This is a genomic window from Cellulomonas soli, assembly GCF_052036975.1.
In the GTDB taxonomy this organism is placed as follows: domain Bacteria; phylum Actinomycetota; class Actinomycetes; order Actinomycetales; family Cellulomonadaceae; genus Cellulomonas; species Cellulomonas soli_A.
Genome location: NZ_JBQIAR010000002.1, coordinates 169,796 through 184,141, shown reverse-complemented (window position 1 = coordinate 184,141; position 14,346 = coordinate 169,796). Strand labels below are relative to the sequence as shown.

Sequence of the window (14,346 nt, the reverse complement as noted above, 5' to 3'; positions counted from 1 at the left end):
TCTCACCACAGATCGAGACCTGTCCGATATCCGGACGTTACCTGTCGGTAAGACAGTCGTTTCCTGCGATACATCCGTGTGCTACCCATGTGGCACTCATCACCAGCCTGCCGTCGTGCATCGCGCCCCGGCACGGCTCCGACGGAAGGGATGGCCTGATGGCATCCGTGGCACGACGACGCCTCGCGGCGACGACGGCAGGCATTGCGGCGACCGCACTCCTGCTGACCGCCTGCTCCGGCAACAGCTCCGACGACGCCACCTCCGACGGCGGCGACGGTGCCGGCGGCACGCTGACGATCGGCACGACCGACAAGATCACGACGCTCGACCCGGCCGGCTCGTACGACAACGGCTCGTTCGCGGTGATGAACCAGGTGTTCCCGTTCCTGCTGAACACGCCCTACGGCAGCCCGGACGTGGAGCCGGACATCGCCGAGTCGGCGGAGTTCACCAGCCCCACCGAGTACACGGTGAAGCTCAAGCCGGGCCTGAAGTGGGCCAACGGCAACGACCTGACCGCGTCCGACGTGAAGTTCTCCTTCGACCGCCAGGTGGCGATCGCGGACGAGAACGGCCCCTCGTCGCTGCTCTACAACCTCGACAACACCGAGGCCGTCGACGACACCACCGTCGTCTTCCACCTGAAGTCGGAGAACGACCAGGTGTTCCCGCAGATCCTGTCGAGCCCCGCCGGCCCGATCGTCGACGAGGAGGTCTTCGCGGCCGACGCGCTGACGCCCGACGCCGACATCGTCGACGGCAACGCGTTCGCCGGGCAGTACACGATCACCTCGTACTCCCTGAACGACCTGATCTCGTACTCGGCGTACGACGGCTACCAGGGCGTGCTCGGCGCGGCGAAGACCGGCACGGTCAACGTCAAGTACTACGCCGAGGCCTCCAACCTCAAGCTCGACGTGCAGCAGGGCAACGTCGACGTCGCGTTCCGCTCGCTGTCGGCCACCGACATCGACGACCTGCGCGGCGACGACAACGTCAAGGTCGTGGACGGTCCCGGCGGCGAGATCCGCTACATCGTCTTCAACTTCAACACCCAGCCGTACGGTGCCGCCACGCCCGAGGCCGACCCGGCCAAGGCACTCGCGGTGCGCTCGGCGGTCGCGGACCTGATCGACCGCGAGGAGCTCGCCACGCAGGTCTACAAGGGCACCTACACGCCCCTGTACTCCTACGTGCCGGACGGCCTGACCGGTGCCACCGAGTCCCTCAAGGGTCTCTACGGCGACGGTGAGGGTGGCCCCGACGCCGACAAGGCCGCCGCGACCCTCGAGGCCGCAGGCGTCACCACGCCGGTCAAGCTGAGCCTGCAGTACTCGAACGACCACTACGGCCCGTCCTCGGCCGACGAGTACGCCCTCATCAAGGACCAGCTCGAGGCGACCGGCCTGTTCGCGGTCGACCTGCAGACCACCGAGTGGGTGCAGTACGCCAAGGACCGCACCGCCGACGTCTACCCGGCCTACCAGCTCGGCTGGTTCCCGGACTACTCCGACGCCGACAACTACCTCACGCCGTTCTTCCTGCTGGAGAACTTCCTCGCGAACCACTACGAGAACCAGGAGGTCAACGACCTGATCCTGCAGCAGGCCGTGACCCCCGACGCCGCCGAGCGCACCGCCCTGATCGAGCAGATCCAGGACACCGTCGCGGCGGACCTGTCGACCGTGCCGTACCTGCAGGGCGCGCAGGTCGCCGTGGTCGGCACCACCGTGACCGGGGCCGAGGACACGTTGGACGCGTCCTTCAAGTTCCGGTACGGCGCGCTCGCCAAGGGCTGACCCCGTCGCGGAACCGCGGCACCACCGGCCACGGCCCGGCGTACCCTCACCGGTACGCCGGGCCGTGCCCGCCGAGGCGCGGCCCCCCGCAGTGCACCCCCGAGCACCACGGACCCCCTGGCAGGAGACATGACCTCGACCACCGCAGGCGCACCCACCGACGTGGCGCCACCCGAGCCCGGCACCGCGGCCGAGCCGTCAGGGCCCCGCAGGCGACGACGCGCAGGCGGCGGGCTCGCCCGCTACCTGGTGGTCCGCGCGCTGCTGATCATCCCCACCATCTTCATCCTCGTCACCACCGTCTTCGTGCTCATGCGCGCCACCGGCGACCCGATCACCGCCGCGGTCGGCGACCGTCTGACGCAGGCCCAGCTGCAGGAGCGCATCCACGCCGCCGGGTACGACCGGCCGATCATCGTGCAGTACGTGGAGTACCTGGGGCAGATCGTCCGCGGCGACTTCGGCACCACGCTGTCGGACAACCGCCCGGTCACCGAGGTCCTCGTGCAGTACGGCGCCGCGACGCTGGAGCTGGCCGCGTACGCACTCATCGTCGCCTTCGTGGTCGGCATCCCGCTGGGCCGCATCGCCGCGGCCCGTCGCGACAAGGCCCCGGACGCCGTGCTGCGGGTCAGCGCGATCCTCGGCTATGCGACCCCGGTGTTCTTCGCCGGCATGATCCTCAAGCTCATCTTCTCGGTCGGCCTGGGCTGGCTGCCCGTCGCCGGGCGCGCCTCGACCAGCTCCGAGATCGTCATGCAGACGCAAGGCGCGGACACCGGCATCTACCTGATCGACGCGATCAGCACGGGCGACCCGGAGATCGTGCTCGACGTGCTCGAGCACGCGATCCTGCCTGCACTCGCCCTCGGGCTGCTCACCGCCGGGGTGTTCCTGCGACTCGTGCGTACCAACGTCATCGGCACCCTGACCACCGGGTACGTGGAGGCCGCCCGCTCACGCGGCGTCGCCGAGCGGCGGCTGCTGCGCAAGCACGCGTGGCGGCCCGCACTGGTGCCGATCATCACCGTCATCGGCCTGCAGATCGCGATGCTCCTGGCCGGTGCGGTGCTCACCGAGACCACCTTCGAGTGGAAGGGGCTCGGCTTCCAGCTCGTGCAGTACCTGCTCGCGCGTGACTTCGTCGCGGTGCAGGGCATGGTGGTGCTGCTCGCGGTGATCGTCGCCCTGACGAACTTCGTCGTCGACGTCATCGCCGCCATGGTCGACCCGAGGATCCGGTACTGAGATGACCACCACCGACACCACCGTCCCGGAGCACGCCCCCCGCTGGAAGCGGCTGCCCCTGGTCCACCAGGTGCGCCAGTCCGTCGGGCTGCAGCGCACCATGCTCGTCGGCGGCCTCGTGCTCGTCGCGATCTTCATCCTCACGGCGGTCTTCGCCCCGCTGCTCGCGCCGTACGGCTTCGCGCAGCTGCGGGTCGGCGACGTGGCGTTCGGCGCCCAGCAGCCACCGTCGACGGAGCACCTGCTCGGCACCACCGTCGGCGGGTACGACGTGCTCTCCCGGGTCATCTGGGGCACCCGCACGGCCCTGTACGTCATGGTCGTGGCCGTCGCGCTGTCGATCTTCGCCGGCGTCGCGCTCGGTCTGGTCTCGGGGTACTTCGGCGGCTGGCTGGACCGGGTGCTCGTCGTCGTCGCCGACGCCGTGTACGCGTTCCCGTCCCTGCTGCTCGCGATCGTCGCGGCCATCGTCATCAGCGGCGGGCAGTCCTCGCTCTGGGGCGGCATCCTCGCGGCGGCCATCTCGATCACCGTGGTGTTCATCCCGCAGTACTTCCGGGTGATCCGCTCCGAGGTGGTCCGCATCAAGTCCGAGGCGTTCGTCGAGTCGGCCCGCGTGGTGGGTGCCAGCCACACCCGCATCATGACCCGGCACGTGCTGCGCAACTCCACCCGCACGCTGCCGGTGCTGCTCACGCTCAACTGCTCCGAGGCGATCCTCACGCTCGCGGGCCTGGGGTTCCTCGGGTTCGGCATCGAGCCGTCGGCGGGCGCGGAGTGGGGTTACGACCTCAACAAGGCCCTCTCCGACGTCACGAGCGGCATCTGGTGGACCTCGGTGTTCCCCGGTGTGGCGATCGTCCTCACGGCCTTGGGCGTCACGCTGGTCGGCGAGTCCCTGAACGACCTCGCCGATCCCCGGCTGCGTACCCGCCGGGCCGTCGACGGCGGCAAGGCCGGGGCAGCCGGACCCGACGCGGGCGGCGACCACGTGGCCGACCCGGCCGTCGAGATCATGGGCGAGGACATCATCGACGACGGAGGACGGTCATGACGTCGACCAGCACGACGGACGCGCCGCAGGGGCCCGTCCGCAACGTCGTCGAGATCCAGGACCTGCGGGTCACGTTCGCGACCGACGCCGGGGCGGTGGCGGCGGTGCGCGGGGTCGACCTGCACGTCGCACCCGGTGAGGTGCTGGCGATCGTCGGCGAGTCCGGGTCGGGCAAGACCGTCACGGCCCGGACGATCCTCGGCCTGCTGCCCTCGACGGCACTGACCACCGGGGCTGTGCTGCTCAGCCGCAAGGACGGCACCGCCACGCACGACGTGGCCACGTTGCGCGGGTCGGACCTGCGTGACGTGCGCGGACGCGACGCGGCGATGGTGTTCCAGGAGCCGTCCACGGCACTCAACCCGGTGTACCCGGTGGGATGGCAGATCATCGAGGGGCTGCGCGCGCACCGGCGGATCTCGCGTGCGGAGGCCCGCGCGCAGGCGATCGACGTGCTGCGCCGCGTGGGCATCCCCGATCCCGAGCACCGGATCGACCACTACCCGCACCAGTTCTCGGGCGGGCAGAAGCAGCGCATCGTCATCGCGCAGGCGCTCGCGCTCGACCCGGGTCTGATCATCGCCGACGAGCCGACCACCGCCCTGGACGTCACGGTGCAGGCCGAGATCCTCGACCTGCTGCGGCGGTGCCGTGACGAGTTCGGCACGGCGATCGTGCTGATCACGCACAACATGGGCGTGGTGGCCGACCTGGCCGACCGGGTGGCGGTGATGTACCTCGGTGAGCTGGTGGAGCAGGCGGACGTGCGCACGCTGTTCAGCGCGCCCCAGCACCCGTACACGCAGGCGCTGCTGGACGCGGTGCCGCGCGTGGGCGGGGTGCGGCTGCGTGACCGCGCACCGGACCCGGACCACGTGCCGCTCACCTCAAGGGTGGTCGACCGCGAGGGCCCGGCCGTCGTCGAGGCGAAGGACCTGCGCATCACGTACCCGGGGCGGTTCCGCACGCCGGGGTTCCAGGCGGTCCGTGGTGTGGACCTGACGATCCGCCCCGGCGAGGTGCTCGGCCTGGTCGGCGAGTCGGGGTCGGGCAAGACCACGATCGGACGTGCCATCGCCGGCCTCACGCAGGTCTCGGACGGCTCGCTGCGCGTGCTCGGCGTCGAGATGAACCAGATGCGCGAGAAGGAGTTCAAGCCGATCCGCAAGCGCATCGGGTTCGTGTTCCAGGACCCGGCGACGAGCTTCAACCCGCTGCTGACCATCGCCGAGTGCGTGGCCGAGCCGCTGGTGGTGCACGGCGTGGCTAGCAACCCGGGTGCGGCCCGCGCGCGGGTCGACGAGCTGCTGGAGGCCGTCCAGCTGCCGCGCACGTTCGGTGACCGGTTCCCGCACGAGCTGTCGGGTGGTCAGCGGCAGCGCGCCAGCCTGGCCCGGGCGCTCGCGCTGGACCCCGAGCTGCTGATCGCAGACGAGCCGACGTCCGCGCTCGACGTGTCGGTGCAGGCCCGGGTGCTCGACCTGTTCGCGCAGCTGCAGCGCGACCTGGGCTTCGCGTGCCTGTTCATCAGCCACGACCTGGCCGTGGTGGACCTGCTCGCGGACCGCATCGCGGTGCTGCACCACGGTGAGCTCGTCGAGCAGGGCACCGGCGACGAGGTGCTCGGTTCGCCGCGCGACCCGTACACGCAGCGGCTGCTGGCCTCGCTGCCCGTGCCGGACCCGGTCGAGCAGGAGCACCGCCGGGAGACCTGGCGCGCGCTGTCGCAGTGACGCGAGCCTGACGACGGTCGACGCCCGCTCTGCCCCGCACGGGGCGGGGCGGGCGTCGGCCGTCCGGGGCCCTCGGGGCCGCACCCTGAGACGTCTCGGCGGCCGGCTGGACCCGCGGCCGCACCCGGTCGTAGGTTGTGCACATCTTGTATACAACACCGCACACCCCGAAGCCCTCCGCCGCCGACACTGTCCACGCCGTGCTGAAGGCGCGCATCCTCGACGGTGAGCTCGCCGGCGGCGACATGGTCGGCGAGCAGGCCCTCGCCGACGAGCTCGGCGTCAGCCGCACCCCCGTCCGCGAGGCCATCGGCCGCCTCCAGGCCGAGGGCTGGCTGCGGGTGCACCCGCGCCGCGGCGCCGTCGTCACCCCCGCCTCCCCCACCGAACGCCAGGACGTCCTCGACGCCCGGATCCTGCTCGAGACGTACGGCGTGCGCACGGCCGTCGCCCGGGGTACCACCGACACCCTCACCGCACGGTTGCACGAGCACCTCGACTCCCAGCGCCGCGCGCAGAGCGCCGGGGACCTCGACGCGAGCACCGAGGCCGACGCCGACTTCCACTCCGCCCTCGCCGCCGCGGCCGGCAACGGCGTGCTCGACGGCGCCTTCGCGATGATCCGCGACCGCCACAAGCGGATGACCGCCCGGGCACTGTGGCGCGGGGAAGACATCGGTCGGCAGGTCCTCGAGGACCACGAGCAGCTGATCCGGCTCGTCGGGACCGGCGACTGCGACGGGTTCGCCACCGCCCTCGCCGAGCACCTGCGCGTGCACGCATGACCCGGGCCTGGTGGCGGGTCGCCGCCGTGCTGTTCGCAGTGGCGTGGGGCGGCAACGAGTTCACCCCGCTGCTCGTGCTCTACCGCACGCGCAGCCACCTCGACCTGCTCACCGTCGACGTCCTGCTGGCCGCCTACGTGCTCGGCATCGTGCCCGGCCTGCTCGTCGGCGGCCCGCTGTCCGACCGGTACGGACGTCGCCCCCTGATGCTCCCGGCCCCCGTGCTCGGCGCGATCGGCTCGGCGGTGCTCGCAGCCGGCGCCCACGACCCCGCGCTGCTGTTCGTCGGGCGCGTCTGCTCGGGCGTCGCCCTCGGCCTCGTCATGGCCGTCGGCACCAGCTGGGTCAAGGAGCTGTCCTCCCCCGCGTACGAGCCGGGGGTCGATTCCGGGGCCGGGGCACGCCGGGCCTCGCTCGCACTCACCACCGGGTTCGGCCTGGGGGCGGCCGTGGCCGCCGCGCTCGCCCAGTGGGGTCCCTGGCCCGCGCAGACGCCGTACCTGGTCAACGTCACGATCACCGTGGGCGCCCTGGTCGCCGTCCTGGGGGTCGACGAGACCCGCCCCCGCAGCACCCACCCCGGCAGGCTCGTCGACGACCTGCGGATCCCCGCCGCCGGGCACCGCCGGTTCCTGCTGGTCGTCGCACCGACCGCGCCGTGGGTGTTCGGCACGGCCGCGAGCGCGTACGCGATCCTGCCGTCGCTGCTGGCCGCGCGGGTCCCCGGTCTGGCCGTCGGGCTGGCCGGTCTGATGTGCCTGGTCGCCCTGGGCTGCGGGGTGCTCGTGCAGCTCGCCGGGCGACGGTTGGACAGCCCCGACGACGCACGGGGGCTGGGTGTCGGGATGCTCGTCGCCGTGCCGGGGCTGGCGCTCGCCGGGGCCACCGCCACCACGGGTTCGGTGGCGCTCGGGCTGGTGGCGGCTGCGGTGCTCGGCTGCTCGTACGGGCTGCTGCTGGTCGGCGGGCTGCAGGAGGTCCAGCGGATCGCGGGCCCCGACGACCTCGCCGGGCTGACCGCGGTGTACTACTCGGTCGCCTACCTGGGGTTCTTCGTCCCCGCGGTCCTCGCAGGGCTGCACACCGTGGTCGGCTACCCGTCGATGTTCGTGGTCGGTGCCGCCCTCGCCGCGGCCTGCCTGGGGGTCGTGCTGCTCGGCTGGCACCGGCACCTGCCGGCCACCGCGCCCGCACCCCGTACGCCTGCCGGGCGGCCGCGCGGCACGGACGCGCCGGGCCCGGTGCCTGTGCCGGACTCGGTGCCGGTCAGCTCCGGGCCAGCACGATCAGCAGCATCGTGACCAGGAACCCGGTGGCCAGGTTGAGCCACAGGAACGTGCGCCACCCCACGTTGGCCCGTTCGCAGTCCTCGTCGCGCACCGACCAGAACCGTGCGGTGCTCACCGCGTACGGGATCGGCAGCACCGCGGCGAGGTTCCCCGGCCACGGCACGGCCAGCAGCACGACGGCCGCCAGCCCGTAGGCGACCGTCGCCGCCACCACGGTGGGGTGCGCGCCCAGCGCGGTCGCGACCGACGAGATCCCGCCCTCCCGGTCGGCGCGCACGTCCTGCACGGCACCGAACGCGTGCGAGGCCATGCCCCACAGCGTGAACGAGACGAGCACCGGCCACACGTGCCGGTCGCCCAGGTCCGCCCCGACGAGCACCAGGGCGTAGAGCAGCGGCCCGACGAAGTGCATGGCCGAGGTCGCCGAGTCCAGCACCGGGCGTTCCTTGAACCGCAGCACGGGGGCCGAGTACGCCACCACCAGGAACAGCACACCGAGCAGCACCGCGTCGGCCGCGGTCGACCCGACGGCCAGCAGCCACACCACGAACGGCACCGTGCTCACCACGCACGCCACGAGGATCCGCCGGTGCACAGCACGCGCTCGTTCCGGGGCCACCAGGCCGCCCTCGATCCCGCCCTTGCGGGGGTTGCGCAGGTCGGAGGCGTAGTCGAACACGTCGTTCACGCCGTACATCAGCAGGTTGTACGGGATGAGGAAGAACAGCGTGCCGACCACGAGGGTCGCGTCGAGGCGGCCGCCGGTGGCCATGAGCGCACCGGCCGCGAACGGGTAGGCGGTGTTGACCCACGAGAACGGGCGGGACGCGGCGAGGATCTCCCTCATGCGGTGTGACCGTTCTCGGCGGGGACGTCGTCGGACGGCTGTGCGGCGTCGCGCCCGGGGCGGCGGGGAGCACGGGGGCCGAGCACGGTCCACAGCACGGGGATGCCGACGGCCGCGGCGAGGGGGTACGCGAAGTCCTCCAGCGGGGCGCCGCCCAGGTAGACGCCCAGGATCTTGTCCGGGGCGTACACGTAGAGGCCGATGCGGATCATCAGGGTGTCGAACACGACGGTGAGCAGGCTCAGGTGCAGCGCGGTCCACACGATCGGCCACCCGCGCAGTCGCCTCAGCACGGGGAACGACACCGCAACCAGGGCCACCAGCACGAGCACGTTGAGCACGATGTTCGTCATCGCGGCGCCTCCTGCTCGCGCCCTGCCCGGGCGCGCAGCGCGGCCTGGCGGTCGAACCAGCGCCAGACCAGCAGCGCCGTGTAGCACAGCAGGGCGAGGAAGAACGCCTCCTCGACCGGCAGCTCGGGGGCCAGCAGCAGCCCGGTCATGTGCGGGGAGTCGCCGCGGGCGAAGATGCCCAGCACGAGACCTGCGCCGTCCCACAGCAGGAACGCGACGACCCCGAGACCGACGGTCAGGGCGGCCCGGCGCGGGTCGGACCAGAACGCCAGCCGGAACCGTCGGTCGAGCAGCGCGAGCCCGCCGAGCGAGAGCAGCAGCGCCGCCAGGTACGTCAGACCGATCACGCCTGGCTCCACAGCCCGGCCGGCAGGGCTGCCGCGAGGTAGCCGGGCCGCAGCGGTGCGGGCAGCGGGTGGGTGGAGGTCTCGCCGAGCAGCCGCTTGACCACCAGCTCGGCGCCGATCAGGCACATCGGCAGGCCCACGCCGGGCACGGTGCCGCCGCCCACGTGCAGCAGCCCGCCGACGGCGCGCGAGGACGTCCCGGGCCGGAAGAACGCACTCTGCCGCAGCGTGTGCTCCATGCCGAGCGCGGTGCCCCGCCAGGCCGACAGGTCATGCGCGAAGTCGGCCGGTGCGACGACCTTGCGCACCACGACGCGGTCACGCAGCCCGGAGATCCCGGCCCAGTCGCCGATCTGGTCCAGGTACCGGTCGGCGTACGCCTCGACCTGCTCACGGGCCGGGCTGCCGGTCGGGCCGTCGCCCAGCCGGGCGTCGGCGGGGAACGGCACGAGCACGAACAGGTTCTCGTGCCCGGCCGGTGCCGCGGTCGGGTCGGTCGCGGTGGTGCGTGACACGTACAGCGAGGCGACGTCCGGCACACGCAGCCCGTCGGGTGGTGTGCTGCGCCCCGCGCCGAGGATCGCGTCAAAGTTCGCCGGCCAGTCCCGGGTGAAGAACAGCGAGTGGTGCGCCAGCTCGGGCAGCTCCCCGCGCACACCAGCCATGATCAGCAGCGCCGAGATGCCGGGCCCCTTGCGGGTCCAGGTGTCCGCGGGCAGGTCGGACCAGCGCTGGTCGAGCAGCGCGGTCTCGGTGTGGTGCCGGTCCGCTGCGCTCACGACGACGTCGGCGGCGAGGTGCTCCCCCGTGCTGAGCGTGACGCCTCGGACCTGCCCGCGGCGCAGGGGCCGTCGGGCGCTGCGCGGCACGGCCTCCACGTCGATCGAGGCGACGTCGACGCCGGCGCGGATCTCCACGCCCTCGCGCCGAGCCAGGGTGGCCAGCGCCTCGACGATCGCGTACATCCCGTGCCGTGGGAAACGTACGCCTTCGTGCAGGTCGAGGTGACTCATCAGCGAGTACAGCGCCGGGACGCGGTACGGCGACGAACCCAGGAACACCGCGTGGTACCCGAGGGCCTGACGCAGCACCGGGTCCTGCACCGTGCCGGCGATCTTGTCGGCCAACGGCTGGGTGAGCAGCCGCGCGAGCGTGCCCGAGCGACGTAGTACGTCGGCCGACACCACCCGGTCGGGCCGCGCGAACGTCGTGTACAGGAACCGGTCGAGCGCCGTCCGGTAGGCCTCGCCGGCCTCCTCGACGTAGGCGCGCATCGCCTCGCCGGCGCCCGGCTCACGCTGCTCGAACGTGCGCCAGTTCGTCTCCGCGTCGGCCACCACGTCGAACGGCGACGCGGTGCGCGCCCCGGCACCGGGTTCGGGGAACAGCCGGTACACCGGGTCGAGCGGCACCAGGTCCAGGTGGTCCTCGACCTTCGCCCCGAGCAGGGCGAACGCGTGCTCGAACACCTCGGGCATGAAGTACCAGGACGGGCCGGTGTCGAACCGGAAGCCGTCGTGCTCCCACAGCCCGACCCGTCCGCCGAGCATCTCGTGCCGTTCCAGGAGCGTGACGCGTGTGCCGCCGCGGGCCACCAGGGCAGCGGTCATCAACCCGCCGACGCCACCGCCGACGACCACCACGTGCCGGGCGTCGTTCATGCCGCACCTGCCTTGCTCGCACGGACCCCGTGCACGACCTGCGCCCCGACCACACGGGCCACCACGCCGAGCTTGACGGGCAGCGGTACGCGGACGCGCCGTCGCAGCAGCTCGTCGGCGGGCGTGGCGGCCAGCTCGGCCAGCAGCCGGTCGTACAGCCCGAGCGTGACGGCGACCGCGCACCGGGCCCGCGGCGGCAGGTCCGGCAGGGTGGCGCGGGCGGTGCGCACGTCGGCCTCGATCTCGGCGAGCACCGCGGCGACCTGCGGCTCGTCGATCGCACCCGGTCGGGTGCCGGGCAGGTACGTGCGCCCGAGCTCGTCGGTGTCGGTACCCAGGTCCCGCAGGAAGTTGATCTTCTGGAACGCCGCCCCGAGCGCCCGTGCCCCGGCGATCAGGTGCGGTGCGGGGTCTGCGAGCGGCTCGCCCGGCGCCTGCTCGGCGGCGAGGAACACCCGCAGGCACATGACCCCGACGACCTCGGCCGAGCCGTACACGTAGGCCTCGTAGCTGTCGCGGTCGTGCGTCCGCACGGTCAGGTCGGCGCGCATCGAGGCGAAGAACGGGTCGATCTCGGCCGGTCCGATCCCGGTGCGCCGTGCCGTGCGGGCGAACGCGTGCACCACGAGGTTGGTGGAGTAGCCGGTGCCCAGCGCGCGCAGGGTCTGGGCCTGCAACGCGTCCAGCTCGGCGGCCGCGTCGGCACCGCGGTAGGTGTCGACGACCTCGTCGGCCAGGCGCACCAGCGCGTACACGGCCTCGATGTCGTGCCGGGCGCGCGCGCCGAGCAACCGGGTGCCCATCCCGAACGACGTGGAGTACGCGTGCAGCACGGTGCGGCTGGTGCGTCCGGCCGTCGCGTCGTACAGGCGTCGGCTGCGTTCGATCGCCGCGACCGGTCCGGGCCGGCTCCCTGCCATCAGCGCCCCCGTCCAGCCAGCGAGTCCACGACCCGGCCAAGGTACTCGGCCAGCGGGCCGGGCAGGGTCGTGTCCGCCAGCTCGCGCGCCCGGTCGGCGCTGCGGGCGGCCACGGAGCGGGTCCGTTCGAGCGCGCCGGAGTCGACCAGCACGGAACGGACCGCGGCGGCACCGTCCTCGTCGAGGTCGGGGCGGCCCACATGGGCGTCGAGCACGGCGACCCCGGCGGCGTCGGCATACCGGTAGGCGAGCCGGACGAGCTCGGTGCGGCGGCCCTCACGCAGGTCCGACAGCGTCGACTTGCCGGTGACCTGCGGGTCGCCGAACACCCCGAGCTCGTCGTCGACCAGCTGGAACGCCAGACCGAGGGCGTCGCCCACCTCGCCCAGCCGCGCGCTGAGCTGGGGCGCGCCGGCCAGGACGGCACCGCTGACCAGCGGGAGCCGGCACGAGTAGTCGGCGGTCTTGAGGGCCGCCACGAGCAGCGGCTGCGACTCGTGCGGTGCGAGGAGCGCGGAGGTGACGTCGAGCAGCTCGCCGTGCACGGTGGTCTCGATCGACGTGGCGAGCAGGTCGACCAGGTCGACCCGCACGGCGGCCGGGACGGGTGCGCGGCCGACGAGCCGGAACGCCGAGGCGAGCGCGACGTCTCCCGCCAGCAGACCGGCTGCGATCGCCTGCTCGTCGACGGCTCGGGCGGGCACGCCGCGGGCGGTCAGCCGGGCGCGGGTGGCGCCGGAGACGTTGGGGCGTCCTCGCCGCCGCTCGTCGTGGTCGAGCAGGTCGTCGTGCGCGAGCATCGCTGTGTGCAGGAGTTCCTGGGCTGCGGCGACGGGCGCGACGGCCTCGCCGTCCTGGCCTCCCAGCCCGAGGTAGGCGGCGATGGTCAGCCGTGGCCGGATCAGCTTGCCTCCGACGAGGGTGCTCAGGTCGGACCACAGCGCGCCGCAGTCGGGGTCGACCTCGAGGGCGCGGGTGGTCCGTTCGGACAGGAAGTCGCCCAGCACGCGTTCGGTGAGCCGGAGGGCGTCCTCGACGGCCTGGGTCAGGTCGTCGGTGGTGCCGGTGGGCGCGGGGGCGGCTGCGGACGGCGTGAGCACCGCCGTCCCGCTGGCGCTGCTGGTGCCGCTGGCGCCGTGGGACAGCGATGCCCTCGCGGGCGCGGGGCGGAGGTGGTCGTCCATGGGCGGCCTTCCGAAGTTGATTGCTCAGCGTGCTGAGTATTTCTGTCACCGGCCGGATTGTCGAGCCGACCAGCACCGTTCCCACTCTCCCGGGTTCCGCGTCGGCTCGCCCCTCGGGCCAGGCAGGGCCGCGACTAGGGTGGGTCCATGACGTGGCTGGTCACCGGCGGTGCCGGGTACATCGGATCTCACGTGGTGCGGGCCTTCGCCGAGGTGGGCCTGGCATCCGTCGTCCTGGACGACCTGTCGAGCGGGCACCGCCAGTTCGTGCCCGACGGCGTCCCGCTCGTCGAGGGCTCGATCCTCGACACCGCCCTCGTCGCCGACACCCTGGCCCAGCACGGCGTCGTCGGCGTCGTGCACCTGGCCGGCTTCAAGTACGCCGGGGTCTCCGTGCAGCGGCCGCTGCACACCTACGACCAGAACGTCACCGGCACCGCCCACCTGCTCGAGGCGATGGCCTCGCAGGGAGTCGACGCCATGGTGTTCTCCTCGTCCGCGGCCGTGTACGGCACGCCCGACGTCGACCTCGTCACCGAGCAGACCCCCACCGCACCGGAGTCGCCCTACGGGGAGTCCAAGCTCATCGGCGAGTGGCTGCTGCGCGACCAGGCCAAGGCCGCCCCGCTGCGCCACACGTCACTGCGGTACTTCAACGTGGTCGGCTCGGGTACGCCCGACCTGTACGACACCAGCCCGCACAACCTCTTCCCGCTGGTGCTCGACGCGCTCACCGAGGGGCGCACACCGCGCATCAACGGCACCGACTACGCCACGCCCGACGGCACCTGCGTGCGCGACTACGTGCACGTGGCGGACCTGGCGACCTCGCACGTCGCGGCGGCCCGCGCCCTGGCCGAGGGGCGGCCGCTCGAGCCCGTCTACAACCTCGGGTCGGGCGACGGCGTCTCGGTGCGGGAGATCATGACCGCGATGGCCCGCGCGACCGGCATCGACTTCGAACCCGAGCTCGCGCCCCGGCGCCCCGGGGACCCCGCACGCATCGTCGCCTCGGGCGAGCTGGCCGCCCGCGACCTCGACTGGACCATGCGGCACACCCTCGACGACATGGTCACCAGCGCCTGGGACGCCCGCCGCGCGCACTGAGCGGGCTCACTGCGCG

13 protein-coding genes are annotated in these 14,346 nt (G+C 72.7%); 7 read left to right on the top strand and 6 right to left on the bottom strand.

Features of this window, described 5'->3' with window-relative positions; translation table 11 throughout:
- Window positions 1-158 precede the first annotated feature (158 nt).
- From ACTHAM_RS03360 to ACTHAM_RS03335, 6 genes are all read left to right on the top strand, one after another.
- A complete protein-coding gene (locus ACTHAM_RS03360; protein ID WP_440684351.1) occupies window positions 159-1,802 on the top strand; it encodes an ABC transporter substrate-binding protein in 1,644 nt (547 codons plus the stop codon).
- 129 nt (window positions 1,803-1,931) lie between these two features.
- Window positions 1,932-3,050 (top strand): ABC transporter permease, encoded by a 1,119-nt coding sequence (locus ACTHAM_RS03355; protein ID WP_440684350.1) that lies wholly within the window; start codon window positions 1,932-1,934, stop codon window positions 3,048-3,050.
- Between the two features lies 1 nt (window position 3,051).
- A complete protein-coding gene (locus ACTHAM_RS03350; protein WP_440684349.1) occupies window positions 3,052-4,104 on the top strand; it encodes an ABC transporter permease in 1,053 nt (350 codons plus the stop codon).
- Window positions 4,101-5,837, top strand: a complete 1,737-nt coding sequence (locus tag ACTHAM_RS03345) for an ABC transporter ATP-binding protein (RefSeq protein ID WP_440684348.1) — start codon at window positions 4,101-4,103, stop codon at window positions 5,835-5,837. Before ACTHAM_RS03350 ends, ACTHAM_RS03345 begins: the two co-directional genes overlap by 4 nt.
- Window positions 5,838-5,974: 137 nt before the next feature.
- Entirely contained in the window at window positions 5,975-6,622 is a 648-nt protein-coding gene (locus ACTHAM_RS03340; RefSeq protein WP_440684347.1) for a GntR family transcriptional regulator, read from the top strand.
- A complete protein-coding gene (locus ACTHAM_RS03335; RefSeq protein WP_440684346.1) occupies window positions 6,619-7,923 on the top strand; it encodes an MFS transporter in 1,305 nt (434 codons plus the stop codon). The genes ACTHAM_RS03340 and ACTHAM_RS03335 overlap by 4 nt, the downstream gene beginning before the upstream one ends.
- On the opposite strand, the gene ACTHAM_RS03330 is transcribed toward ACTHAM_RS03335, so the two are convergent.
- From ACTHAM_RS03330 to ACTHAM_RS03305, 6 genes are read right to left on the bottom strand one after another with little or no spacing between them, the layout of a single operon-like run.
- Window positions 7,889-8,758 carry a prenyltransferase gene (locus ACTHAM_RS03330; protein WP_440684345.1) on the bottom strand — a complete coding sequence of 290 codons (870 nt, stop codon included), beginning with the start codon at window positions 8,756-8,758 and terminating at the stop codon, window positions 7,889-7,891. The genes ACTHAM_RS03335 and ACTHAM_RS03330 overlap by 35 nt on opposite strands.
- The gene (locus ACTHAM_RS03325; RefSeq protein ID WP_440684344.1) at window positions 8,755-9,111 is read right to left on the bottom strand and encodes a lycopene cyclase domain-containing protein; all 357 of its coding nucleotides are present in this window, start codon (window positions 9,109-9,111) and stop codon (window positions 8,755-8,757) included. Before ACTHAM_RS03325 ends, ACTHAM_RS03330 begins: the two co-directional genes overlap by 4 nt.
- Window positions 9,108-9,458: a lycopene cyclase domain-containing protein gene (locus ACTHAM_RS03320; protein ID WP_440684343.1), complete on the bottom strand. Its 351-nt coding sequence runs from the start codon at window positions 9,456-9,458 to the stop codon at window positions 9,108-9,110. The genes ACTHAM_RS03325 and ACTHAM_RS03320 overlap by 4 nt, the downstream gene beginning before the upstream one ends.
- Window positions 9,455-11,119, bottom strand: coding sequence for a phytoene desaturase family protein (gene crtI / locus ACTHAM_RS03315; RefSeq protein WP_440684342.1), 1,665 nt, complete (start codon window positions 11,117-11,119; stop codon window positions 9,455-9,457). Before crtI ends, ACTHAM_RS03320 begins: the two co-directional genes overlap by 4 nt.
- On the bottom strand, window positions 11,116-12,039 hold the full coding sequence (locus tag ACTHAM_RS03310; RefSeq protein WP_440684341.1) for a phytoene/squalene synthase family protein: 924 nt from the start codon (window positions 12,037-12,039) through the stop codon (window positions 11,116-11,118). The genes crtI and ACTHAM_RS03310 overlap by 4 nt, the downstream gene beginning before the upstream one ends.
- Window positions 12,039-13,223 (bottom strand): polyprenyl synthetase family protein, encoded by a 1,185-nt coding sequence (locus ACTHAM_RS03305; protein ID WP_440684340.1) that lies wholly within the window; start codon window positions 13,221-13,223, stop codon window positions 12,039-12,041. Before ACTHAM_RS03305 ends, ACTHAM_RS03310 begins: the two co-directional genes overlap by 1 nt.
- 147 nt (window positions 13,224-13,370) lie before the next feature.
- On the opposite strand from ACTHAM_RS03305, the gene galE reads away from it, so the two are divergent.
- Window positions 13,371-14,330 carry a UDP-glucose 4-epimerase GalE gene (gene galE, locus ACTHAM_RS03300; RefSeq protein WP_440684339.1) on the top strand — a complete coding sequence of 320 codons (960 nt, stop codon included), beginning with the start codon at window positions 13,371-13,373 and terminating at the stop codon, window positions 14,328-14,330.
- Window positions 14,331-14,346 lie beyond the last annotated feature (16 nt).

Excerpts from the sequence above, each read along its gene's own strand:
- ACTHAM_RS03360 (WP_440684351.1), top strand. The coding sequence starts at position 159 with ATGGCATCCGTGGCACGACGACGCCTCGCGGCGACGACGGCAGGCATT.
- ACTHAM_RS03355 (WP_440684350.1), top strand. The coding sequence starts at position 1,932 with ATGACCTCGACCACCGCAGGCGCACCCACCGACGTGGCGCCACCCGAG.
- ACTHAM_RS03350 (WP_440684349.1), top strand. The coding sequence starts at position 3,052 with ATGACCACCACCGACACCACCGTCCCGGAGCACGCCCCCCGCTGGAAG.
- ACTHAM_RS03345 (WP_440684348.1), top strand. The coding sequence starts at position 4,101 with ATGACGTCGACCAGCACGACGGACGCGCCGCAGGGGCCCGTCCGCAAC.
- ACTHAM_RS03335 (WP_440684346.1), top strand. The coding sequence starts at position 6,619 with ATGACCCGGGCCTGGTGGCGGGTCGCCGCCGTGCTGTTCGCAGTGGCG.
- ACTHAM_RS03330 (WP_440684345.1), bottom strand. The coding sequence starts at position 8,758 with ATGAGGGAGATCCTCGCCGCGTCCCGCCCGTTCTCGTGGGTCAACACC.
- ACTHAM_RS03325 (WP_440684344.1), bottom strand. The coding sequence starts at position 9,111 with ATGACGAACATCGTGCTCAACGTGCTCGTGCTGGTGGCCCTGGTTGCG.
- crtI (WP_440684342.1), bottom strand. The coding sequence starts at position 11,119 with ATGAACGACGCCCGGCACGTGGTGGTCGTCGGCGGTGGCGTCGGCGGG.
- ACTHAM_RS03310 (WP_440684341.1), bottom strand. The coding sequence starts at position 12,039 with ATGGCAGGGAGCCGGCCCGGACCGGTCGCGGCGATCGAACGCAGCCGA.
- ACTHAM_RS03305 (WP_440684340.1), bottom strand. The coding sequence starts at position 13,223 with ATGGACGACCACCTCCGCCCCGCGCCCGCGAGGGCATCGCTGTCCCAC.
- galE (WP_440684339.1), top strand. The coding sequence starts at position 13,371 with ATGACGTGGCTGGTCACCGGCGGTGCCGGGTACATCGGATCTCACGTG.